Origin of the sequence: Actinacidiphila yeochonensis CN732 (assembly GCF_000745345.1) — a bacterium.
GTDB lineage: Bacteria > Actinomycetota > Actinomycetes > Streptomycetales > Streptomycetaceae > Actinacidiphila > Actinacidiphila yeochonensis.
Map to the genome: position 1 here is coordinate 1,359,996 of NZ_JQNR01000005.1, position 22,147 is coordinate 1,382,142.

15 protein-coding genes, 1 tRNA gene and 2 pseudogenes are annotated in these 22,147 nt (G+C 71.2%); 11 read left to right on the forward strand and 7 right to left on the reverse strand.

All coding sequences use genetic code 11. The annotated features are described in order from the left end of the window. Positions 1-162: 162 nt before the first annotated feature. The 4 genes from BS72_RS17605 to BS72_RS17620 form a co-directional block, all read right to left on the reverse strand. Positions 163-636 carry a hypothetical protein gene (locus BS72_RS17605; protein ID WP_037916426.1) on the reverse strand — a complete coding sequence of 158 codons (474 nt, stop codon included), beginning with the start codon at positions 634-636 and terminating at the stop codon, positions 163-165. A 592-nt stretch (positions 637-1,228) separates the two neighbouring features. Beyond that, positions 1,229-2,164: an aldo/keto reductase gene (locus tag BS72_RS17610; protein WP_037911730.1), complete on the reverse strand. Its 936-nt coding sequence runs from the start codon at positions 2,162-2,164 to the stop codon at positions 1,229-1,231. A gap of 395 nt (positions 2,165-2,559) precedes the next feature. Next, positions 2,560-3,144, reverse strand: coding sequence for a DinB family protein (locus BS72_RS17615; protein WP_037911731.1), 585 nt, complete (start codon positions 3,142-3,144; stop codon positions 2,560-2,562). Between the two features lie 259 nt (positions 3,145-3,403). After that, positions 3,404-3,477: transfer RNA gene (locus BS72_RS17620), tRNA-Gly, on the reverse strand. A gap of 524 nt (positions 3,478-4,001) precedes the next feature. Between BS72_RS17620 and dcd the strand changes: the two genes are divergently transcribed. Then, on the forward strand, positions 4,002-4,577 hold the full coding sequence (gene dcd, locus BS72_RS17625; protein ID WP_037911733.1) for a dCTP deaminase: 576 nt from the start codon (positions 4,002-4,004) through the stop codon (positions 4,575-4,577). A gap of 111 nt (positions 4,578-4,688) precedes the next feature. Here dcd and BS72_RS17630 read toward each other — a convergent pair whose 3' ends face one another. Then, entirely contained in the window at positions 4,689-5,585 is an 897-nt protein-coding gene (locus BS72_RS17630; RefSeq protein ID WP_051951209.1) for a Yip1 family protein, read from the reverse strand. Positions 5,586-6,064: 479 nt separating this feature from the next. Here BS72_RS17630 and BS72_RS39940 point away from each other — a divergent pair, with 479 nt between their 5' ends. Then, positions 6,065-6,799 (forward strand): DsbA family protein, encoded by a 735-nt coding sequence (locus BS72_RS39940; protein ID WP_198546013.1) that lies wholly within the window; start codon positions 6,065-6,067, stop codon positions 6,797-6,799. Positions 6,800-6,916: 117 nt separating this feature from the next. Here BS72_RS39940 and BS72_RS17635 read toward each other — a convergent pair. Next, a pseudogene (locus tag BS72_RS17635) lies at positions 6,917-9,181 on the reverse strand ((Fe-S)-binding protein); the annotation flags it as partial. Positions 9,182-9,898: 717 nt separating this feature from the next. Between BS72_RS17635 and dnaK the strand changes: the two are divergent. From dnaK to BS72_RS17660, 5 genes are all read left to right on the forward strand, one after another. Then, positions 9,899-11,764, forward strand: coding sequence for a molecular chaperone DnaK (gene dnaK, locus BS72_RS17640; protein WP_037911737.1), 1,866 nt, complete (start codon positions 9,899-9,901; stop codon positions 11,762-11,764). Continuing rightward, positions 11,754-12,449, forward strand: a complete 696-nt coding sequence (gene grpE / locus BS72_RS17645) for a nucleotide exchange factor GrpE (RefSeq protein ID WP_198545917.1) — start codon at positions 11,754-11,756, stop codon at positions 12,447-12,449. The genes dnaK and grpE overlap by 11 nt, the downstream gene beginning before the upstream one ends. A gap of 144 nt (positions 12,450-12,593) precedes the next feature. Next, the gene (gene dnaJ, locus BS72_RS17650) at positions 12,594-13,784 is read left to right on the forward strand and encodes a molecular chaperone DnaJ (RefSeq protein WP_037911739.1); all 1,191 of its coding nucleotides are present in this window, start codon (positions 12,594-12,596) and stop codon (positions 13,782-13,784) included. Between the two features lie 57 nt (positions 13,785-13,841). Next, entirely contained in the window at positions 13,842-14,255 is a 414-nt protein-coding gene (locus tag BS72_RS17655) for a heat shock protein transcriptional repressor HspR (RefSeq protein WP_037911740.1), read from the forward strand. A 165-nt stretch (positions 14,256-14,420) separates the two neighbouring features. Continuing rightward, entirely contained in the window at positions 14,421-14,924 is a 504-nt protein-coding gene (locus BS72_RS17660) for an FBP domain-containing protein (protein WP_037911741.1), read from the forward strand. A 242-nt stretch (positions 14,925-15,166) separates the two neighbouring features. Here the strand turns inward: BS72_RS17660 and BS72_RS17665 are convergent. Then, positions 15,167-15,577, reverse strand: a pseudogene (locus tag BS72_RS17665) (pyridoxamine 5'-phosphate oxidase family protein); the annotation flags it as partial. 501 nt (positions 15,578-16,078) lie between these two features. Between BS72_RS17665 and clpB the strand changes: the two are divergent. From clpB to argG, 4 genes are all read left to right on the forward strand, one after another. Then, complete coding sequence (gene clpB / locus BS72_RS17670) at positions 16,079-18,697, forward strand: ATP-dependent chaperone ClpB (protein ID WP_037911742.1); 2,619 nt, start codon at positions 16,079-16,081, stop codon at positions 18,695-18,697. Beyond that, complete coding sequence (locus tag BS72_RS17675; protein WP_037911743.1) at positions 18,694-19,218, forward strand: type III secretion system chaperone family protein; 525 nt, start codon at positions 18,694-18,696, stop codon at positions 19,216-19,218. Before clpB ends, BS72_RS17675 begins: the two co-directional genes overlap by 4 nt. Positions 19,219-19,497: 279 nt before the next feature. Next, positions 19,498-20,097 (forward strand): GNAT family N-acetyltransferase, encoded by a 600-nt coding sequence (locus BS72_RS17680; RefSeq protein WP_037911745.1) that lies wholly within the window; start codon positions 19,498-19,500, stop codon positions 20,095-20,097. A gap of 422 nt (positions 20,098-20,519) precedes the next feature. Then, complete coding sequence (gene argG / locus BS72_RS17685) at positions 20,520-21,974, forward strand: argininosuccinate synthase (protein WP_037911747.1); 1,455 nt, start codon at positions 20,520-20,522, stop codon at positions 21,972-21,974. The last annotated feature ends 173 nt before the right edge of the window (positions 21,975-22,147 follow it).

Here is a 22,147-nt window from a genome sequence, read left to right on the forward strand (position 1 = left end):
ATCACCATCTCGGTCTCGATGTGCAGTTCACAATCCAAGCCCATCAGAACCGCAAGAACTCCATCAAGGCGGGCGCGAGTGACTGCTCGACCTTGAATGTTGAGGTTCATGTTTACCGCCCTGCCGGAAGTGGATAAGTGCCGTCGAGGGTTGTTCGGGGACTCAGTCGCCGGAAGAGCCGAAGAATCCAACATGGGTAGGTCGGTTGTCGGTGCAGAGGATCACATAGACGCCCGTCCAGCGCATGCGGTCTTCGGCGAGCAAAGTCGTGTCCTCGGCCATGGGCCTCCGGTTGCGCATGGCCGCATATGAGTGTGCCATCGCGTCTTCGTACTGCTTCACGGTCGGGCGATCCGTGCCGAAGTGGTGTACGAGTCGAGCCCTGGGCAGTGGGCGAACGGTGAAGTAGTCCGTCCCTCGTACGGGCTCGGTCGTATCGACTATCCATCGCACGTCCAGAATCGAATGAGTCCCCTCCTCGCTCATGAACTCCTCGTCCTCGTAGAGTTCTGTAAGGCTCGCGTACTCCTCGCCGTCGCCGTAGATCTGCTGGAAGACCTCGTCGTGCAACGCTTTGAGTGTCGCCTCGACACTTCCGCTGTACGGAGTGATGTAGTCCCACCCGCTGGCACCCATGACCAACCCCCGTTCCGTAGTGGACGCTCAACTGCCCTCTCACGGTAGGGGCCCGGTCTGACATCCGGTGATCGGCACGAGCGATCCGACAGCCGTCGCTCTCCCGGCTTCCGTACCGTCTGCCGTCTCTCCGCACTCTCCGCACTCCCCGGGCGATGGCCCCCACGCGGCGTGCCCGACGCGAGCGGCCGTCGAAGGCGGGCGTGGTCAAAGTCCACGGTCCGCCGTCTTGCTGTTGCCGAATTCGCACGAAGACGACGTGCTGCTCCCGATACGGGCGAAGCGAAAAAAGCCCCAGGAACCCATTCCCGGGGCTTCACATGGAGCGGATGAAGGGAATCGAACCGGCGCTGCGAGCTGGGGAATCACAGCCGCTCTGCCGACATCAGTGCTGGTCGCCGGCGCGTGCGCTCCTGAAGTGTTGACTGAGACGCCGCCGCTGGTGCCCATGGTTGAGCGAGTTGGACCGCCGCGCGTGGTGCGGAAGTGGCACACGGCGGCGGTTCGCAGGGTCCGCTGAGCGGCATGACGGCGGTGGCTCCGCGGCGGGAAAGTCCGTCGCGCGAGCGGCCGGAGCCGCGCCGTTGGTCGTTCAGGGAACGAGGTGGCCCCCGGCGCGGAACAGCTCGTACCACTCGGCCCGGGTGAGCCGCAGTTCGGAGCCCTGAGCGGCGCCCGCGACGCGCTCCGGGCTGGTGGTGCCGAGCACGACCTGCATCTGAGCGGGGTGGCGGGTGATCCAGGCGGTCGCGATGGCAATGGCGGGGACGTCGTACTGGGCGGCGAGCCGGTCGATGACGGCGTTGAGCTCGGGGTAGTCCGGCGAGCCGAGGAAGACACCGGTGAAGAAACCGGCCTGGAAGGGAGACCACGCCTGGACGGTGATGTCGTTCAGACGGCAGTAGTCGACGATCCCTCCGCCGTCGAGGGTGGCCGACTGCTGCTCTGCGAGCATGTTCGCGGCGACCCCTTGGGCGACGATCGGCGCGTGTGTGATCGAGAGCTGGAGCTGGTTGGCCACGATGGGCTGACGCACGTACCTGCGCAGCAGGTCGATCTGCCGAGGCGTGTGGTTCGAGACACCGAAGGCGCGAACCTTGCCCGAGGATTCGAGCTCGTCGAAGGCGCGGGCCACCTCTTCGGGCTCGACGAGCGCGTCGGGGCGGTGCAGCAGCAGGATGTCGATACGGTCGGTCCGCAGGGCCGTGAGCGAGGCCTCGACCGATGTGACGATGTGCTCGTAGGAGAAGTCGTAGTACGGCCCGTCCGGCACGATTCCGGCCTTGGTCTGGATCGTGATCTCGTCACGCTGCGACGGGCTCAGCGCCATCGCGTCGGCGAAGCGGCGTTCGCAGGCGTGCAGTTCGCCACCGTAGATGTCGGCGTGGTCGACGAAGTCGATCCCCGCGTCGCGCGCGGTGCGGACGAGTTCGCGGATGTCCTCGTCGGTCTTTTCGGCGATCCGCATCAGGCCGAGCACGACGTTCGGGGCGAGGATGTCGGTGCCAGGCAAGGTGAAGGTCTTCACGGCGGGATTCCTTTCGAAGCTCAGGCCTGCACAGTACAAGCGCGGCACCCCGCAGTTGAGGTCGGTGGGCACAGGGCCCGAGTCGCTCGCGCCGGCCACGGTGCGGCGTCGGGCCGCCGCTGCCCGGCACCGCCCGGCACCACCCCGCACACCGCGAGACGTGGCCGTTGAGGAGGGGGACGGATGATCTGTACACACAAAGCCCCAGGTCCGCTGACCTGGGGCTCTGCAATGGACCCGGATGACGGGAATCGAACCCGCGCTCTGAGCTTGGGAATCACGGTGGTCTACCACACCGGCGCCGCCCGTGCTCATCAGGAACCAAACGCTTCGACAGAGCAGCACTCACGGCCGGGATCATGGCGCTCGACCATCACGTCACGTGGGACAGCCTTCTATGCCTTGACTGATGCGGCCGATCTGGCGGCCTGCTCGATCTTCGCGCAATAGGTGGCGCGGGCGGCCTCATCGATCTGCGTCTCATGCTCGGGGCGCGTCCCGGTTCGGCCGTCGACGCCTTCGCGCAGGATGTCAGCGTGCCCGGCATGCCGATTGGTCTCGCCGAGGACGTGAACCAGGACGGCGAACAGGTTCGTGTTGGCATAAGGCTCCGGCCACCACGGCACATGGCCGGCGGCATCGAGGGCAAGCTCGTCGATCGTCGCGTCTGAGTGTTCCCACGTGCGCCGGTAGGACTCGATGATCTGTTCGCGTGCCTCGTCCTCAACCGCCCATAGATCGCTGCCGTCGTGCTCCTGCCAGCGGGGCAGCGGTTCCGGGGAGGGCCGGTCGAAGACCTCGCCGAAGTACCTGGCCTCAACGCTGGCCACGTGTTTGACCAGGCTGAGGAGGTTGGTCCCGGTCACGGTCAAAGGTCGGCGGGCGTCGTACTCGGACAGGCCGTCGAGTTTCCAGATCAGCGCCATGCGGTCCCGCCGCAGTCTGCCGTGCAGGCTGGTCTTCGCGAATTCGTCGATCATGCAGCATGAGCCTGCCATGGGCTACTCGTGGCCTCAAGATCCCGTACGCGGACCGCAACGACCGGCAGAGCCGAAGCCTGGCCATGGCCACCGCCCTGAGCTACTCAAGAAGCTCGCGGAACCTGCCACGTGAGACAACCTCTTAGCCATAGCGACTATTCGCCGCCTTGTCGCTGCTAAGTCGGCACGATAGGGCGCGGTCTCCGAAAAATGGTTCAGAAAACAAAAGCCCCAGGAACTCATTCCTGGGGCTTCGCAATGGAGCGGATGACGGGAATCGAACCCGCGCTCTGAGCTTGGGAAGCTCATGTTCTACCATTAAACTACATCCGCCTGGACCCCGTTGTGGTGGGGCTTCCGCCGATACTGTACCGCATGGCGGGTGGGGTGTGGGGGAGTAGGCGGGGGATGGGGTCCGGTGTGGTGTTCCGGGGGGTGGGGGCGCGGTGGCCTAGTGTGTGGTGCCTCGGCCACGCGGAGTTGGGGAAGGGGCTTCATGGAGCGCACCGTCGTTCGTTGTGTGGAGGGGCACGTGTTCAGTACCGCGAGGTTTCCGATGCAGCAGCTCGGGCCCGCGCGGCTCGGGCCGGGGCGGCTCTTGCGGTGCCCGAAGTGCGCGCGGCTGCGGAGTGCGGTGCCGGTGGGTGCCGTCATGGGTGGTTCGGGGAAGTGACCCCGGTCTCGGTGGGGCAGGCGTCCGTGGTGTGAGCGCCTGGTGCGCGCGCCCCCACCGGGCCCTGCGGGGCGCGGGGTTCGCGGTCCGCGGGGCCTCCGCCGCGGTGTGTACGGCCCCGGCCCGGGCGGCCGGGGCCGCGCCGTCTGCCGAGGTGAGGCACGCCCTCCGTTAGTCTCAGGGGGTGCTTCTCTCAGACAAGGACATCCGGACCGAGATCGACAACGGGCGCGTGCGCGTCGACCCGTTCGAGCCGTCGATGGTGCAGCCGTCCAGTATCGACGTGCGGCTGGACCGCTACTTCCGGGTGTTCGAGAACCACCGGTACCCCCACATCGACCCGGCCGTCGAGCAGCCCGACCTGACGCGACTGGTGGAGCCGGAGGGGGATGACGCGTTCATCCTGCACCCGGGGGAGTTCGTGCTGGCCTCGACGTACGAGGTGATCACGCTTCCGGACGACATCGCGTCGCGGCTGGAGGGGAAGTCCAGCCTGGGGCGGCTCGGGGTGCTCACCCACTCCACCGCCGGCTTCATCGACCCCGGGTTCTCCGGCCACGTGACGCTGGAGCTGTCCAACGTCGCCACGCTGCCGATCAAGCTCTGGCCCGGGATGAAGATCGGGCAGCTGTGCCTGTTCCGGCTCACCTCGGCCGCGGAGTACCCGTACGGCTCCGCCCGGCACGGCTCCCGTTACCAGGGTCAGCGCGGGCCGACGCCCTCCCGTTCCTACCTCAACTTCCACCGCACGCAGGTCTGACGCCCGCGCCCGATCGCCGGGCGCCCGCGCGGGCCCAGGTCAGCGGCAGCCCTCAGACCTGCGGCAGCCTCCAGGCACGCGCCAGCCCCCAGCCCCGGGCAGCCCTCAGCTTCAGATCAGCGGCAGCTTGAAGAGGCACAGCAGCGCCACCAGCTGGATCGAGCACGCGCCCAGCGCCTTGGTCCAGGGCAGGTCGTGCGACTTCGCGACCATCGAGGTCATCAGCACCCCGCAGGCGATCCAGGTGAGCCACCCCAGGAGCTGGACGAAGCTGTTGCCGCCGCCGAGGAAGAGCGCGAACAGCAGCCGAGGCACGTCGGTGACCGAGGTGACCAGCATCGCCAGCCCGACGGTGGGCGCCCAGGCGCCGTCACCGCCCAGCTGGCGGGCGAGCGTGTTGGTGACCGCGCCCAGCGTCAGCCCGCACAGCACCACCGCGATGCCGGTCGTCACCATCCACGGGATGCTCGTGGAGAGGGTGGAGTGCAGCATGTCGCTGCGGGCGGAGTCGAAGCCGAAGACCGCGATCAGGCCGTAGACGAAGGTGACGATCAGGGCGGGGCCCCACACCGTGTGGTCGCGCGTCTGCCAGAAGGTCTGGCCGGGCCGCAGCACGATCCCGCTCAGCAGCTCCTTCCAGTGCAGCCGGGGTCCGGCCGGCGGCACCGACGACTGGCCCGCGCGGTAGACGGCCACGTTGTCGTCGGCGTAGGGGCCGTACCCGTTGCCCTCGCCGTAGGAGTCGTCGCCGTAGGGCGCGTCGTCGTTGTAGGAGCCGTAGCCACCGGGTTCGTAACTCTCGCCGTAGCCGCCTGCCGCCTGGTACGCGGGGTACGGTTGCCCGCCGTCGCGCTGGCCCCCGTCGCGCTGGCCCCCGTCGCGCTGGCCGCCGCCCGCGCCCGGCCGGCGCCCGTAGGACGGCCCGCCGCCCTGGCCCGTGGGGGCACCGCCCTGGGCGCGGTACGGGTCGGGGCCGTTGACGGTGAACGCCCGGGTGCCGCCGGGCACGTCGTCGTACGACGGCGCCGCGGGTCGACCGCCGTACCCGGGCCCGCCGTATCCGGGTCCGCCGCTGACGCGACCTGCCGGGAACGCGCCGGGCGGTGCCCCAGCGGGCCCGCGGCCTATCGGTCCGCCGTCCGTGGGCGCGGCAGGCCGCCGCCCCTGTCCGCCCCGTCGATCCCTGAAACCAGCCACGTTCTCGAACGTACCCAATACGGGACCGTCTGGGACCGGGCCGCTGTCGCCTGAGGGGCATTGCTGCCAACCTGTGACACGCCCGGTAGCTCTCCGGGCGCTGTGGGCTGACCGGTGCGATCACGGTACGAGCGGAGTGGGGGAGTCATGGGCGGCAGCGGGAACGGGTCCGGGGACTGGTCCGGGGACGGTCGGCGGAACGGGACCGGCCGGATAGGCCGAACGGGTGGAGCAAGGGCCGCAGCGGGCTCGGCGGCGGCTGTCGCGGTGCTCGCCGTGGTACTGGCGGGGTGCGGCGGTTCGGGCAGCTCCGACGCCTCGGACGGGAACGGAGGGGCCACGGGTGTCGGCCGCCTCTTCCACCGGACGACGCCCCCCGCGGCCACGTCCCCGCCCCCACGACGCCCGCACCGCCCACCACCGCGGCGTCCCCCAGCGGGACCCTCGTCCTGGACCAGTTGCCCGCCCGGCTGGAGGCCGACGGCACCACGATCACCGTCGGGAACGTCTCGGCTCCGCACACCCTGACCGTCTACGAGGACCCGAGGTGCCCGATCTGCGAGCGCTTCGAAGAGGCCAACTCCGCGCAGGTCTCGGCGCTGGCCCGGTCCGGCAGCCTGCGCGTCCAGTACACGATGGCGTCCTTCCTGGACGGCAACCTCGGCGGCGGCGGCTCCAAGCGGGCGGTCAACGCGCTGCGGGCGGCGCTGGCCCAGCACCACTTCGCCGAACTCCACACGCTGATCTACCAGTTCCAGCCGCCCGAGACCACGGACGGCTTCACCGCCGCCTACCTGCTGGAACTCGCCTCCCACGTGCCCGGGCTGAGGTCCTCGGCCTTCGACGCCGCGGTGCGCGGCCAGGGTTACGCGGACTTCGTCAGCCGCTCGGAGAAGGCGTTCATGAACTCCGGCGCGGGCGGCACCCCGTCGATCAGGATCGACGGGGCGAAGGTGGCCAACAGCGACGCCGTCTTCAGCACCTCCGGCTTCCGGAAGATCCTGGCGGAGCACGGCGTGGCCTGAGCCCGCGCGTCCCGTCCGCACGGCGGCGGGGCGTCCTCCCCGAGGGGGACGTCCCGCCGCCGTGTCGCGGGCCGCTGCCCGCCCTCGCCGGTTCAGCCGGCGGCGGCGCCGGCCCCGCGGACCCGGCCGCGCCCGCCCCGCCTCGGCGGGCTGGGCGGCCGGCGTCCGCACCGAGTCGAGCAGCAGTTGCGCCACGTCCACGACCTGCACGGACTCCTTCGCCGTGCCGTCGTTCTTCTTGCCGTTGACGGAGTCGCTGAGCATCACCAGGCAGAACGGGCAGGCGGTGGAGACGATGTCGGGGTCGAGCGACAGGGCCTCGTCGACGCGCTCGTTGTTGATGCGCTTGCCGATCCGCTCCTCCATCCACATCCGCGCGCCGCCCGCGCCGCAGCAGAAGCCGCGCTCCTTGTGGCGGTGCATCTCCTCGCTGCGCAGCCCCGGCACCTTGGCGATGATCTCGCGCGGCGGCGTGTAGACCTTGTTGTGCCGGCCCAGGTAGCAGGGGTCGTGGTAGGTGATCAGGCCCTCGACGGGGGTGACCGGCACCAGGCGGCCCTCGTCCACCAGGTGCTGGAGCAGCTGGGTGTGGTGGACGACCTCGTACTCGCCGCCGAGCTGCGGGTACTCGTTCGCGATGGTGTTGAAGCAGTGCGGGCAGGTGGCGACGATCTTCTTCGACGCCTTCGGCCTGCGGGTCGCGGGGTCCACCGTGCCGTCGTCGTCGAGGGACTCGCCGAAGGCCGTGTTGAGCATGGCCACGTTCTCCATGCCGAGCTGCTGGAAGAGGAACTCGTTGCCCAGGCGGCGGGCGGAGTCGCCGGTGCAGTTCTCCTCGCCGCCCATGATCGCGAACTTCACGCCCGCGATGTGCAGCAGCTCCGCGAACGCCTTGGTGGTTCTCTTCGCCCGGTCCTCCAGGGAGCCGGCGCAGCCCACCCAGTACAGGTACTCCACCTCGGACAGGTCCTCGATGTCCTCGCCGACGATCGGGACCTCGAAGCCGACCTCCTTCACCCAGGCCAGGCGCTGCTTCTTCGGCAGGCCCCAGGGGTTGCCCTTCTTCTCCAGGTTCTTGAGCATCGTGCCGGCCTCGGACGGGAAGGCGGACTCGATCATCACCTGGTAGCGGCGCATGTCGACGATGTGGTCCACGTGCTCGATGTCGACCGGGCACTGCTCGACGCAGGCGCCGCAGGTGGTGCAGGACCACAGCACGTCCGGGTCGATGACGCCGTTCTCCTCGACCGTGCCGATCAGCGGGCGCTCGGCCTCGGCCAGGGCGGCCGCCGGGACGCCGGCCAGCTGCTCCTGGGTCGCCCTCTCCTCGCCCTCCGCCGTCCTGCCGCCGCCGGCCAGCAGGTAGGGGGCCTTGGCGTGGGCGTGGTCGCGCAGGCTCATGACCAGCAGCTTCGGCGACAGCGGCTTGCCGGTGTTCCAGGCGGGGCACTGCGACTGGCAGCGGCCGCACTCGGTGCAGGTGGAGAAGTCGAGGATGCCCTTCCAGGAGAACTGCTCCACCTGGGAGACGCCGAAGACGTCGTCCTCGCCCGGGTCCTCGAAGTCGATCGCCCTGCCGCCGCTGGTCATCGGCTGGAGCGCGCCCAGGGCGACCGCGCCCTCGGGGTCGCGCTTGAACCAGATGTTGAAGAAGGCGAGGAAGCGGTGCCAGGCCACGCCCATGTCGGTGTTGAGGCCGACGGTGATCGCCCAGGTCATGGTGACGCCGAGCTTGATCATCGCGACGAGGTACACGAGGTTCTGCAGGGTGCCGGTGCTCAGGCCCCGGAAGGCGGCGACGAGGGGGTACGACGCCCAGTAGCCCGCCTCGTAGTGGCCGACACCGTGCAGGGCGCCCTCCAGGCCGCGCAGGGTGAGGATGGCCAGGCCGATGACCAGGATCACGTACTCGACGAAGTACGCCTGCCAGGCGGTGGAGCCGGCGAAGCGGGACTTGCGGCCGGCCCGGGAGGGCAGGTTCATCAGCCGGATCGCCATCAGGACGAGGATGCCCAGGGTGGTGAAGAGCGCGATGAAGTCGACGTACACCTCGTAGGGCACCCAGGTGCCGATCACCGGCAGGATCCAGTCGGCCCTGAAGAGCTGGCCGTAGGCGTTGACGATGGTCAGCCCGAGGGTGAGGAAGCCGACCGCGACGAACCAGTGCGCGACGCCGACGACGCCCCAGCGGTTCATCCGGGTGTGCCCGACGAACTCGCGGGCCAGCGTCTTCGTGCGGGCCGCGGGGGAGCTGGTGCGGCTGCCCTCGGGGACGGGCTGACCGAGCCGGACGAACCGGTGGATCTGCGCGACGGCGAGGCTGATCAAGGCGACGCCGACCGCCGTGAGGACCAGCGACACAATGATCGCGGCGAGCTGCATGGTGGCTCCTCGGGCCTGCGCGAACAAGAACGTACTAAGCGGTAACTTACTGCGGTCCACCGTGAGGCTACCCGGGATCGGCGCGGTCATGAAGTGTGCCCGCCGGTGATCTCTGCCGCGCCCCGTGTGGCGGCTCGCCCCGCCGGGGCCGCGCGCCGCCCGACGGCCGCGTCCTTCGCGGCCCGATGGTGCGGAGACGACCGCCTGTCCGGGCCGATCCGAGGGCGTGGTCCCGGTCCCTCGGCAGCATCGTGTCAGGAAACCCGCCGGAGGGGCGGTTCATGGGTGGCCGCAGTGGTCGTAAAGGGTGTAAGTCGGGTGATTGGGCGGCCGGCTTCACGGGTAGGGGCGTCCTGGTGGTGAGGCCCCGGTGGGTGAAGCGCCCTGGTGGGCGGGGTGGGGCGGGCGCGGTAGGTGACGGCGCGAGCTGTCTGGTTGGTGCCCTATAGGTGAGCCGCGCGAACGGTGCTCTATAGGTGGCTGGGTGGGGTGTGTCGCGAGGGTCGGCGCGCCGGGTGTGCCGGTGGCGGTGGCGTTGCGACCCGCGGGGCGAATGGGCTCCGTGTGCTGGGCGGCCCTGGAGAAAGTGCTGGTCGCGGCGGTGTGCGGCATAAGGGCGCCGTAAAGTTGAGTCGACTTCGCTCATGTCGTTTGACACTCCTCCGGCTCTGGTGCACCCTTGAGCCAGTTCCACTCAAGTCAGCTGGAGGATTCACCATGGCACGTGCGGTCGGCATCGACCTGGGCACGACTAACTCCGTCGTCAGCGTTCTCGAAGGCGGCGAGCCCACCGTCATCACCAACGCAGAGGGCGCCAGGACCACGCCGTCCGTCGTCGCCTTCGCCAAGAACGGCGAGGTGCTGGTCGGCGAGGTGGCCAAGCGGCAGGCGGTCACCAACGTCGACCGCACCATCCGCTCGGTCAAGCGCCACATGGGCACCGACTGGCGGATCAGCCTGGACGGCAAGGACTTCAACCCGCAGCAGATCTCGGCCTTCATCCTGCAGAAGCTCAAGCGGGACGCCGAGGCGTACCTGGGCGAGAAGGTGGCCGACGCGGTCATCACCGTCCCGGCGTACTTCAACGACTCCGAGCGTCAGGCCACCAAGGAGGCCGGCGAGATCGCCGGCCTGAACGTGCTGCGGATCGTCAACGAGCCGACCGCCGCCGCCCTCGCCTACGGCCTGGACAAGGACGACCAGACGATCCTCGTCTTCGACCTCGGCGGCGGCACCTTCGACGTGTCGCTGCTGGAGATCGGCGACGGCGTGGTGGAGGTCAAGGCCACCAACGGCGACAACCACCTCGGCGGCGACGACTGGGACCAGCGGGTCGTCGACTACCTGGTCAAGCAGTTCCTGTCCGGCCACGGCGTGGACCTGTCCAAGGACAAGATGGCCCTCCAGCGGCTGCGCGAGTCCGCGGAGAAGGCCAAGATCGAGCTGTCCTCGTCCACCGAGACCTCGATCAACCTGCCCTACATCACCGCCTCCGCCGAGGGCCCGCTGCACCTGGACGAGAAGCTCACCCGGGCGCAGTTCCAGCAGCTGACGGCGGACCTCCTGGAGCGCTGCAAGACCCCGTTCCACAACGTGATCAAGGACGCCGGCATCCAGCTGTCCGAGATCGACCACGTGGTCCTGGTCGGCGGCTCCACCCGCATGCCCGCCGTCGCCGACCTGGTGCGCGAGCTGACCGGCGGCAAGGAGGCCAACAAGGGCGTCAACCCCGACGAGGTCGTGGCCATCGGCGCGTCCCTCCAGGCCGGCGTCCTCAAGGGCGAGGTCAAGGACGTCCTGCTGCTCGACGTCACCCCGCTGTCCCTCGGTATCGAGACCAAGGGCGGCATCATGACGAAGCTGATCGAGCGCAACACCACGATCCCGACCAAGCGCTCCGAGATCTTCACCACCGCCGAGGACAACCAGCCGTCGGTGCAGATCCAGGTCTACCAGGGCGAGCGCGAGATCGCCGCGTACAACAAGAAGCTCGGCATGTTCGAGCTGACCGGCCTGCCGCCGGCCCCGCGCGGCATGCCCCAGATCGAGGTCGCCTTCGACATCGACGCCAACGGCATCATGCACGTGACCGCCAAGGACCTGGGCACGGGCAAGGAGCAGAAGATGACCGTCACCGGCGGCTCCTCGCTGCCGAAGGACGAGGTCGACCGGATGCGCGAGGAGGCCGAGCGGTACGCCGACGAGGACCACAAGCGCCGCGAGGCCGCCGAGACCCGCAACCAGGGTGAGCAGCTCGTCTACCAGACCGAGAAGTTCATCGCGGACAACAAGGACAAGCTCCCCGACGACGTGCGCTCCGAGGTCGAGACCTCCGTGGCGGACCTCAAGGAGAAGCTGAAGAACGAGTCCTCGGACGACGGCAACACCGCCGCCATCCGCGAGGCCACCGAGAAGGTCGCGGCGACCAGCCAGAAGCTCGGCCAGGCGCTGTACGCCCAGTCCGACGGTGCCGCCTCCGCCGCGGCCGGCGCGGCCGGTGCGGGCGCGACCCAGGACACCGCCGACGACGACGTGGTGGACGCCGAGATCGTCGACGACGAGAAGAAGGACGGTGCCGCGTGACGGAGGAACCGAAGGGCTTCGAGGAGCCCGAGGTCCCCTCCGAGTCCGACGACGCCGCCGAGGGCGGCACGTCGGGAGCGGACGCCGGAGGCGCCGGGAAGGGGGCCCGGCCGCCGGTGGGGACGAGGACACCGCGAGGGAGCTGACGGCCGTCAAGGCGCAGCTGGACCAGGCCCGTACGGCGCTCAACGAGCGCACCGCGGACCTCCAGCGGCTCCAGGCCGAGTACCAGAACTACCGCCGCCGGGTGGAGCGCGACCGCGTCGCCGTCAAGGAGATCGCGATCGCCAACCTCCTGACCGAGCTGCTTCCGGTGCTCGACGACATCGGCCGGGCCCGGGAGCACGGCGAGCTGGTGGGCGGCTTCAAGTCGGTCGCCGAGTCGCTGGAGACGGTGGCCGCCAAGCTGGGGCTGCAGCAGTTCGGCAAGGAGGGCGAGCCCTTCGACCCGCTGGTGCACGAGGCCCTGATGCACAGCTATTCGCCTGACGTCACCGAGACGACATGCGTGCAGATCCTCCAGCCCGGGTACCGCATCGGTGAGCGCAACCTGCGCCCCGCGCGGGTCGCGGTCGCCGAGCCGCAGCCGGGTGCCCAGGCCGGGCAGTCCGGCGGCAAGGAGGAGCAGGCCGAGCCGAAGAAGGCGGCGGACGACGAGGAGAGCGGTGGCCCGGACGAGGGCTGACCGCGCCGGCCGGCCGAGCCGCACGGACCGGGCGCGCCATGAGCGCCGCCCGGGCCGTGCGGCCGGCCCGTGCCGGACTCCTGGCCGCACCTGTGGCCGGGACGACGGACTGGTGACGGACGAGGGAAAGGAGGGTCGCCGGGGATGAGCGTCAGTAGGGACCTGTTGGAGAAGGACCTGTACAAGGTCCTCGGTGTCCCCAAGGACGCCACCGAGGCCGAGATCAAGAAGGCGTACCGCAAGCTCGCCCGGGAGTTCCACCCCGACGCGAACAAGGGGGACGCCGGGGCCGAGGAGCGTTTCAAGGAGATCTCCGAGGCCAACGACGTGCTCTCGGACGCCAAGCGGCGCAAGGAGTACGACGAGGGCCGCGCCCTGTTCGGCAACGGCGGCTTCCGTCCGGGCCCGGGCGGTGGCGGCCCCGGCGGCTTCAACTTCGACCTGGGCGACCTCTTCGGCGGGGCGGGCGCCCCGACCGGCGGCCCGACCGGCCAGGGCGGCGGCTTCGGCGGCGGCCTGGGCGACGTGTTCGGCGGCCTCTTCGGACGCGGCGGCGGCACCCGGGTGCAGCCGCGGCGCGGCCAGGACATCGAGTCCGAGGTCACCCTGAGCTTCACCGAGGCCGTCGACGGCGCCACGGTGCCGCTGCGGATGTCCTCCCAGGCCGCGTGCAAGGCGTGCTCGGGCACCGGCGACAAGAACGGCACCCCCCGGGTGTGCCCGACCTGCGTCGGCACCGGGCAGGTCTCCCGCGGCGGCGGGGGCGGCTTCTCGCTCACCGACCCGTGCGTGGACTGCAAGGGCCGCGGCCTGATCGCGGAGAACCCCTGCGAGGTCTGCCACGGCAGCGGCCGCGCCAAGAGCTCACGGACGATGCAGGTGCGCATCCCCGCCGGGGTCACCGACGGGCAGCGCATCCGGCTGCGCGGCAAGGGTGCCCCCGGCGAGCGCGGCGGCCCGGCCGGCGACCTGTACGTGGTCGTCCACGTGGGCGACCACCCGGTCTTCGGCCGCAAGGACGCGAACCTGACGGTGACGGTCCCGGTGACGTACGCCGAGGCCGCGCTCGGCGGCGACATCAAGGTGCCGACCCTGGGCGGCCCGCCGGTCACCCTGAAGCTGCCGCCCGGCACGCCGAACGGCCGCACCATGCGGGCCCGCGGCAAGGGCGCGCAGCGCAAGGACGGCACCCGCGGCGACCTGCTGGTCACCGTCGAGGTGGCGGTTCCCGGGCGCACGGAGGGGAAGGCGCTGGACGCGCTGGAGTCCTACCGTGAAGCTCTCGCGGACTTCGATCCGCGAGCGGAGCTGTTCAAGGCCGCAGAGGGAGCGTGAACGCATGAGCATGGACGGCGGCGGCCCCCGCACCCCGCGGGGCGCAACCCCTACCAGCTGACCGAGGAGACCCCGGTCTACGTGATCTCGGTGGCGGCCGAGCTGTCCGGGCTGCACCCGCAGACCCTGCGGCAGTACGACCGGCTCGGTCTGGTCTCCCCGGACCGCGCGGCCGGCCGCGGGCGGCGGTACTCCGCCCGCGACATCGAGCAGCTGCGCGAGGTCCAGCGCCTCTCGCAGGACGACGGGATCAACCTGGCGGGCATCAAGCGGATCATCGAGCTGGAGAACCAGGTCGCCGCACTCCAGGCCCGTGTCGCCGAGCTCAACGCGGCGGTCGAGGGCGCCGCGGCCGTCATCCAGCAGCGTGAGGCGGCCGTCCACGCCTCCTACCGGCGCGACCTGGTGCCCTACCAGGACGTGCAGCACACCAGCGCCCTGGTGGTGTGGCGGCCCAAGCGCGACGGCTGACCGCCGGCCCGCGCCGAGGCGGGCGCCACCGCCGTACGGCCCGCCCTCCCCGCCGGGAGGGCGGGCCGTCGCGCTGTCGGCGTCGGGCGCTGCTGGGCCGCGGAGACGCCGGGAGGGTGGAAAAGGGGAGGAGCCGTGGCGCGGGCGGCTGTTAGCGTCAAGGGCATGGAAGCCCTGGTCGAAGCCGACATCCGCGGGTCGTTCGTCAACTGCTCCAAGGGGGAGGCGAAGCGGCTGGCGCTGCCCCGGGATCTGGCCGAGCTGCCCTGGGCCGATCTGGACTTCCTCGGCTGGCGGGACCCCGGGGCGCCGGACCGCGGCTACCTGGTGCGGCCCGGAGACGGCGGACCCGTCGGGATCACGCTGCGCGCGGCGCCAGGGGTGCGGCGCGGACTCACCCGCTCCAGCCTGTGCTCCCTGTGCGTGACCGGGCACAGCGGCGGCGGGGTGGACCTGATGGCGGCGCAGCTGGCCGGACCGTCGGGCCGCCAGGGCAACACCGTGGCCCTGTACATGTGTGCCGACCTGGCCTGCCCGCTCTACGTACGCGGGAAGAAGACCTCCGCGCTGGTGAAGCGGCTGGAGGAGACACTGACCCTGGAGGAGCAGGTGGCCCGGATGCTGCGGAACCTGGACGCCTTCCTGGGCAAGGTGACCATCGCGGCCTGAGCTCCGGAGCCGGCCGGGCACCCGGCGCCGTCCGGAGCCCACCGCCCGCGCGGGCCCGCCGGCCTCCCGGATCGGATGCCTCAGGCCGTCGTCCGGGCCGGGAGAGCGCCCGCCTACCCCTCCGCCGGGGCGACCGCAGGGGGCTCCGCCGGTCCGCCCGCGGAGACATCGCCCGCTTCGCCCTGTACGCCGGCTTCCCCCGCTTCACCCGCTACCCCCGCCGATCGCTTCGGGGGCGCCGCCCGTCCCATCGCCCGGGTCAGGGCGATCTCGATGACCACCCGGTCCGGGTTCTCCGCCGGTGTGCGCTGGTAGCGCTCGGCGTAGCGGCGGACGGCCTCGGCGACCCGCGCCGGGTCGTCGCTGACCGTGGCGACCCCCTCCAGCGTCGACCAGCGCCCCCGGTCGGCCTGGCATACCGCCACCCGCGCCCCGCCGGGCCCCGCGGCGCGGACGTGGGCGGCCTTGCGGCTGGCGGTGTTGGTGATCACCCGGGCCAGGCCCGCCTCCGGGTCGTAGGTGACGCCCACCGGCACGACGTGCGGCGAGCCGTCCGGCCGGAGCGTGGTCAGGGTGCACACGTGGCGCTCGCGCCAGAAGGCCAGGAAGTCGGGTTCGGGGGCGCGCGGGTCGCGGCGGGCCAGGGTGGACATGGCCTGAACGGTAGCCCGTGCGTGGAGGCTGGGCCGCGCCCCGGCCCTGCCTCACCCGTTCGGAGGTCATCGCGTCCTCTGCCCCGCCGGTGCCGGCGGGGCCGGGCAGCACCCGTTTCGCGTCGCCGCACGGCGGTAGCCGCTCTTCGACGCCCGGTGCCCGTGGCCGCCACGGACATCCGACCGGCCGTCGGCCCTCGTCGAGCGCCCCCACCCGCCCAGGCCCCGACCGACCCGTCGCCTTCGCCGACTCTCGTCCCTTTCGCCGAGCGTGTCCGCGGCAGCCGCCGGCCTCGCCGGGGAGAGGGGGCGACGCGCCTGTGGAAAACCCTCCCGCAACAGTATTGAGTGGAATAGACTCAACTTGCCTTAGGTTGAGCAAGGCAGGTTTGCGCAGGTTCCTCCGGACGGGGTGGAAGCCGTGCTGAAATCTGCTGAACCCGTCCGGGCACCGACCGCCGGACGACAACCAGCCCCACCACCGAGGAGGATGCGAGGCCAGTGGACGCCGAGCTGACCAACAAGAGCCGGGAAGCGCTGAACGCCGCCAACACCCGGGCCGTCGCCGAGGGGAACCCGGACCTGACGCCCGCGCATCTGCTGCTCGCCCTGTTGAGCGGCGCGGAGAACGAGAACGTGCTCGACCTGCTGGCAGCGGTGGGCGCCGATCCGGGGGCGCTGCGTGCCGAGGCCGAGCGCCTGGTGGCGGGCCTGCCCAAGGTCCAGGGATCCACCGTCGCGCCACCGCAGGCCAACCGCGACCTGCTCGCCGTCATCGCCGACGCCTCGCAGCGGGCGAAGGACCTCGGCGACGCGTACCTTTCCACGGAGCACCTGCTGATCGGCACCGCCGTCAAGGGCGGCCCGGCGGCCGACCTGCTGACCTCGCGCGGCGCCGAGCCGAAGGCGCTGCTGAAGGCGTTCGAGAAGGCCAGGGGAGGACAGCGGGTGACCAGCCAGGACCCGGAGGGTACGTACAAGGCGCTGGAGAAGTACGGCACGGACTTCACGGCCGCGGCCCGCGAGGGCAAGCTGGACCCGGTGATCGGCCGGGATCAGGAGATCCGCCGGGTGGTGCAGGTGCTCTCCCGGCGCACGAAGAACAACCCGGTGCTGATCGGCGAGCCCGGCGTCGGCAAGACGGCCGTCGTGGAGGGGCTGGCCCAGCGGATCGTCAAGGGCGACGTGCCCGAGTCGCTGCGCGACAAGCGGCTGGTCTCCCTCGACCTCGGCGCGATGGTGGCGGGGGCGAAGTACCGCGGCGAGTTCGAGGAGCGGCTGAAGGCGGTGCTGGCCGAGATCAAGGAGAGCGACGGCCAGGTCGTCACCTTCATCGACGAGTTGCACACCGTCGTCGGCGCGGGCGCCGGCGGCGACTCCTCGATGGACGCCGGCAACATGCTCAAGCCCATGCTGGCCCGCGGCGAGCTGCGCATGGTCGGCGCCACCACGCTCGACGAGTACCGCGAGCGGATCGAGAAGGACCCCGCTCTGGAGCGCCGCTTCCAGCAGGTGCTGGTGGCCGAGCCGACCGTCGAGGACACCGTGGCGATCCTGCGCGGCCTCAAGAGCCGCTACGAGGCTCACCACAAGGTCCAGATCGCCGACTCGGCGCTGGTGGCCGCGGCCACCCTCTCCGACCGCTACATCACCTCCCGCTTCCTGCCGGACAAGGCCATCGACCTCGTGGACGAGGCCGCCTCCCGGCTGCGCATGGAGATCGACTCCTCGCCGGTCGAGATCGACGAGCTCCAGCGCTCGGTGGACCGGCTGCGGATGGAGGAGATGGCGCTGCGCGACGAGACCGACCCGGCCTCCGTGCAGCGGCTGGAGAAGCTGCGCAAGGACCTCGCCGACCGCGAGGAGGAGCTGCGCGGCCTGACCGCCCGCTGGGAGAAGGAGAAGCAGGGCCTCAACCGCGTCGGCGAGCTCAAGGAGCGGCTGGACGAGATCGGCACCCGCATCGACCGGGCCCAGCGCGACGGCGACTTCGAGACCGCCTCCAAGCTGCTCTACGCCGAGAAGCCCAAGCTGGAGGCCGAGCTGGAGGAGGCCACCCGCGAGGAGCAGGAGGCCGCCAAGGAGACCATGGTCAAGGAGGAGGTCGGCTCGGACGACGTGGCCGACGTGGTCGCCGCCTGGACGGGCATCCCCGCCGGCCGGCTGCTGGAGGGCGAGACGCAGAAGCTGCTGCGCATGGAGGAGGAGCTGGGCCGTCGGCTGATCGGGCAGGCCGAGGCCGTGCGGGCCGTCTCCGACGCGGTGCGCCGCTCCCGCTCGGGCATCGCCGACCCGGACCGCCCCACCGGCTCGTTCCTCTTCCTCGGCCCCACCGGCGTCGGCAAGACCGAGCTGGCCAAGGCGCTGGCCGACTTCCTCTTCGACGACGAGCGGGCCATGGTCCGCATCGACATGAGCGAGTACGGCGAGAAGCACTCCGTCGCCCGGCTGGTCGGCGCGCCCCCCGGGTACGTCGGCTACGAGGAGGGCGGTCAGCTCACCGAGGCCGTGCGGCGCCGCCCGTACTCCGTGGTGCTGCTGGACGAGGTGGAGAAGGCCCACCCCGAGGTCTTCGACGTGCTGCTCCAGGTGCTCGACGACGGCCGCCTCACCGACGGCCAGGGCCGCACGGTCGACTTCCGCAACGCGATCCTGATCCTCACCTCCAACCTGGGCAGCCAGTACCTGGTCGACCCGGCGCTCGACGAGGCGGAGAAGAAGGGGAAGGTGCTGGCCACCGTCCGGGCCTCGTTCAAGCCCGAGTTCCTCAACCGGCTGGACGACGTGGTGGTCTTCTCCGCGCTGTCCAAGGAGGAGCTGCGGCACATCGCCCGGCTCCAGACCGACCGCCTCGCCGCCCGGCTCCGGGACCGCCGCCTCACCCTGGACGTCACCGACGGAGCGCTGGACTGGCTGGCCGAGGAGGGCTTCGACCCGGCCTACGGCGCCCGCCCGTTGCGCCGCCTGGTGCAGACCTCGATCGGCGACCCGTTGGCCCGCGAGCTGCTGGCCGGCGAGGTCCTCGACGGCCAGACGGTGCGGGTCGACCGGACAGTCGACGGGCTGGTCGTGATGGGGGAGGATGGCGGGGAAACGTCACGAAGGGAACCTTCACGGTGAGCATCGACCCGTCCTCGATTCCGAACTTCGGGGGCAAGCCCGACCCCGAACCGTCCGGCCCCGCCGGCCCGGTCGTGGGCATCCCCAACCAGGAGCTGGTCAAGCAGCTTCTGGAGCAGATGGGCCTGAAGTACGCGGTCGACGAGGAAGACGACCTCCTCGCCCCCTGGGAGGAGTTCCGCACGTACTTCATGTTCCGCGGCGAGGGCCCCCAGCACGTCTTCGCGGTGCGCACGTTCTACGAGCGCGAGTACTCCGTCGACGAGAAGCCCCAGCTGCTGGAGGTCATCGACGAGTGGAACCACCTGACGCTGTGGCCGAAGGTGTACACCAACACCGACGACGAGGGGTCCGTCCGCCTCATCGGCGAGGCCCAGGCCCTCATCGGCATGGGCGTCAGCCTTGAGCACTTCACGGCCACGACCGTGAGCTGGGTCCAGGCGGCCATCGAGTTCAACAAGTGGCTCGAAGAGCGGCTGGGCCTGGAGGGCCCTGACGAGGGCACGCCCTCCGAGGACTGAGACCTCCCCGAGGTCGGCTCCTCGGAGGACCTCCCCAGGGAGCCCTCCAGGCGAGCGGACAGGCCCACGGCGGCCGGGACGTCCACCGGGCCGTCCACCGGGCCGTACGGCCGTCGTCCGCCGCTCGGGCGGTGGCGGGCATCTCCGGCCCGGCCGGAGCCGGTCGCAGGGGAGCCCTGCGCCTTCACGCGGCGCGCGCCACGTACCACGCACCACCAAGGGCGGTGGGTTCGCGCACAGTCGCGGGCCCACCGCCCGGCGCGTCGTAGTGTGTTGGCCATGGCTTCTGTTCTGAGCGGCGTGCTGGCGCCCAAGAGGTTCAAGGGGAACGGACTGCTGCTGCGGCCGCTTTGCGAGGCGGACGCGTCCGCGCTGGACGAGTCCATGCTCGACCCGGGCGTGCTGCGCTGGGGGGTGGGCCGCGCGGTCGCCACGGCCCCGGCCGACGAGCGGGCCCGGATCTGGCTGACCTCCCGGCTCAACGGCTGGAGCGTCGGCACCGCCGCCTTCGCGCTGACCGACCCGCGCGAGGGCACCCTCCTCGGCTACCTCGGCCTGCGCGACGTCCACCGCGTCCCGGACCAGGCGGTGGCCGGCTACTGGGTCGCGCCGTCCGCCCGAGGCCGGGGCGTCGCGGCCCGCGCCCTGGACGCGGCCAGCACCTGGGCGTTCACCCCGGAGGACGAGGGCGGCCTCGGCCTGCACCGGATCTCCCTCGACCACGCCCTGGTCAACCCGGCCTCCTGCCGCACCGCCCTGCGCGCCGGCTTCGCCGAGGAGGGCGTGATGCGCGAGTCCTTCGTCGAGCCCGACGGCACCCGCCACGACAGTCACCTCCACGCCCGCCTGGCCACGGACCCCCGCCCCGACCTGGGCTGACGACCGGAGCGGTCCGGGCGGCGCGGGTGATCGGAGCTATCCGGGCGGTCCGGGCCCGCCGCCGTCGCGGCACGGCGGCGGCACGGCGGCGGTCCGGTGGGTCGGCGGCGGTCCGGCGGGCCGCGCGGGCACGGACCGGCCCCGGGGCGGCGGGACGGAGCCGGGCCGTGGCGGTGTCGGCGTGTGCGGGGCCCGAGCCGCCCGGCGGCGCGGGCCGGTGGCCGAGGCGCAGGTCACAGCACAGGTGTGCGGGGGCCTGGGTCCGGGCGCCCCATAGCCCCCTGGAAGCCGCCTTCGCCCAGCTCAGAGCCCGGAAGGAGCGGTGCCGACGGCCCCGCCGCAGCCGGAGGGACGCGGGACGGGGAGGGGCGTCGAGCCGACGCGGCATTGAATGGTCATGCGCCAGAATGCATACTCTTTCTATGTCCAAGGTCCTCACCTCCCTGCCCGCCGGCGAACGCGTCGGAATTGCCTTCTCAGGCGGCCTCGACACCTCGGTCGCGGTCGCGTGGATGCGCGACAAGGGCGCCATCCCCTGCACCTACACGGCCGACATCGGCCAGTACGACGAGCCCGACATCGCCTCGGTGCCCGGCCGCGCGAAGACCTACGGCGCCGAGATCGGCCGCCTGGTCGACTGCCGCGCCGGGCTGGTCGAGGAGGGCCTGGCCGCGCTCACCTGCGGCGCGTTCCACATCCGCTCGGGCGGCCGCGCCTACTTCAACACCACCCCGCTCGGCCGCGCCGTCACCGGCACCCTCCTGGTCCGCGCGATGCTTGAGGACGACGTCCAGATCTGGGGCGACGGCTCGACCTTCAAGGGCAACGACATCGAGCGGTTCTACCGCTACGGCCTGCTCGCCAACCCGCACCTGCGGATCTACAAGCCCTGGCTGGACGCCGACTTCGTGACCGAGCTGGGCGGCCGCAAGGAGATGTCGGAGTGGCTCGTCGCCCACGGCCTCCCCTACCGCGACAGCACGGAGAAGGCGTACTCCACCGACGCCAACATCTGGGGCGCCACCCACGAGGCCAAGACCCTGGAGCACCTGGACACCGGCCTGGAGACCGTCGACCCGATCATGGGCGTGCGGTTCTGGGACCCGTCGGTCGAGATCGCCACCGAGGACGTGACGATCGGCTTCGACCAGGGCCGCCCCGTCACGATCAACGGCAAGGAGTTCGCCTCCGCGGTCGACCTCGTCATGGAGGCCAACGCCATCGGCGGCCGCCACGGCCTGGGCATGTCGGACCAGATCGAGAACCGGATCATCGAGGCCAAGAGCCGCGGCATCTACGAGGCCCCCGGCATGGCCCTGCTGCACGCCGCGTACGAGCGCCTCGTCAACGCGATCCACAACGAGGACACCCTGGCCCAGTACCACAACGAGGGCCGGCGGCTCGGCCGGCTCATGTACGAGGGCCGCTGGCTAGACCCGCAGGCGCTGATGATCCGCGAGTCCCTGCAGCGCTGGGTCGGCGCGGCCGTCACCGGCACGGTGACCCTGCGGCTGCGGCGCGGCGAGGACTACTCGATCCTCGACACCACGGGCCCGGCCTTCAGCTACCACCCGGACAAGCTGTCCATGGAGCGCACCGAGGACTCCGCGTTCGGCCCGGTGGACCGGATCGGCCAGCTCACCATGCGCAACCTCGACATCGCCGACTCCCGCGCCAAGCTGGAGCAGTACGTCCAGCTCGGCCTGATCGGCACCGGAAGCCCCGCCATCGGCGCCGCCCAGGCCGCCGCGACCGGGCTGATCGGCACCATGCCGCAGATGCCGGAGGGCGGCGCCGAGGCCATCGCCTCCCGCGGCGAGGTCCCCGCCGACGAGGAACTGCTGGACCGCGCCGCCATGGAGGCCGGCACGGACTGACCTTCCCGGACCGCCCGGCCGCGCCTCGTCCTCCGCGGAGGACGAGGCGCCGAGGCGAGCCATTGGACGTACGCGTGGCCCGGGGGGAGCCGGAACGGCTCCCCCCGGGCCACGCGTACGGTGCTTCAGGGGCAGGTCGTCGGGGGAGAAGGGGGAAGTACTTGTGCCGCCCC

Bases quoted from the DNA above. Each gene is read 5' to 3' on its own strand.
- BS72_RS17605 (WP_037916426.1), bottom strand. From the start codon at position 636: ATGGGTGCCAGCGGGTGGGACTACATCACTCCGTACAGCGGAAGTGTC.
- BS72_RS17615 (WP_037911731.1), bottom strand. From the start codon at position 3,144: ATGATCGACGAATTCGCGAAGACCAGCCTGCACGGCAGACTGCGGCGG.
- dnaK (WP_037911737.1), top strand. From the start codon at position 9,899: ATGGCACGTGCGGTCGGCATCGACCTGGGCACGACTAACTCCGTCGTC.
- dnaJ (WP_037911739.1), top strand. From the start codon at position 12,594: ATGAGCGTCAGTAGGGACCTGTTGGAGAAGGACCTGTACAAGGTCCTC.
- BS72_RS17660 (WP_037911741.1), top strand. From the start codon at position 14,421: ATGGAAGCCCTGGTCGAAGCCGACATCCGCGGGTCGTTCGTCAACTGC.
- BS72_RS17680 (WP_037911745.1), top strand. From the start codon at position 19,498: ATGGCTTCTGTTCTGAGCGGCGTGCTGGCGCCCAAGAGGTTCAAGGGG.
- argG (WP_037911747.1), top strand. From the start codon at position 20,520: ATGTCCAAGGTCCTCACCTCCCTGCCCGCCGGCGAACGCGTCGGAATT.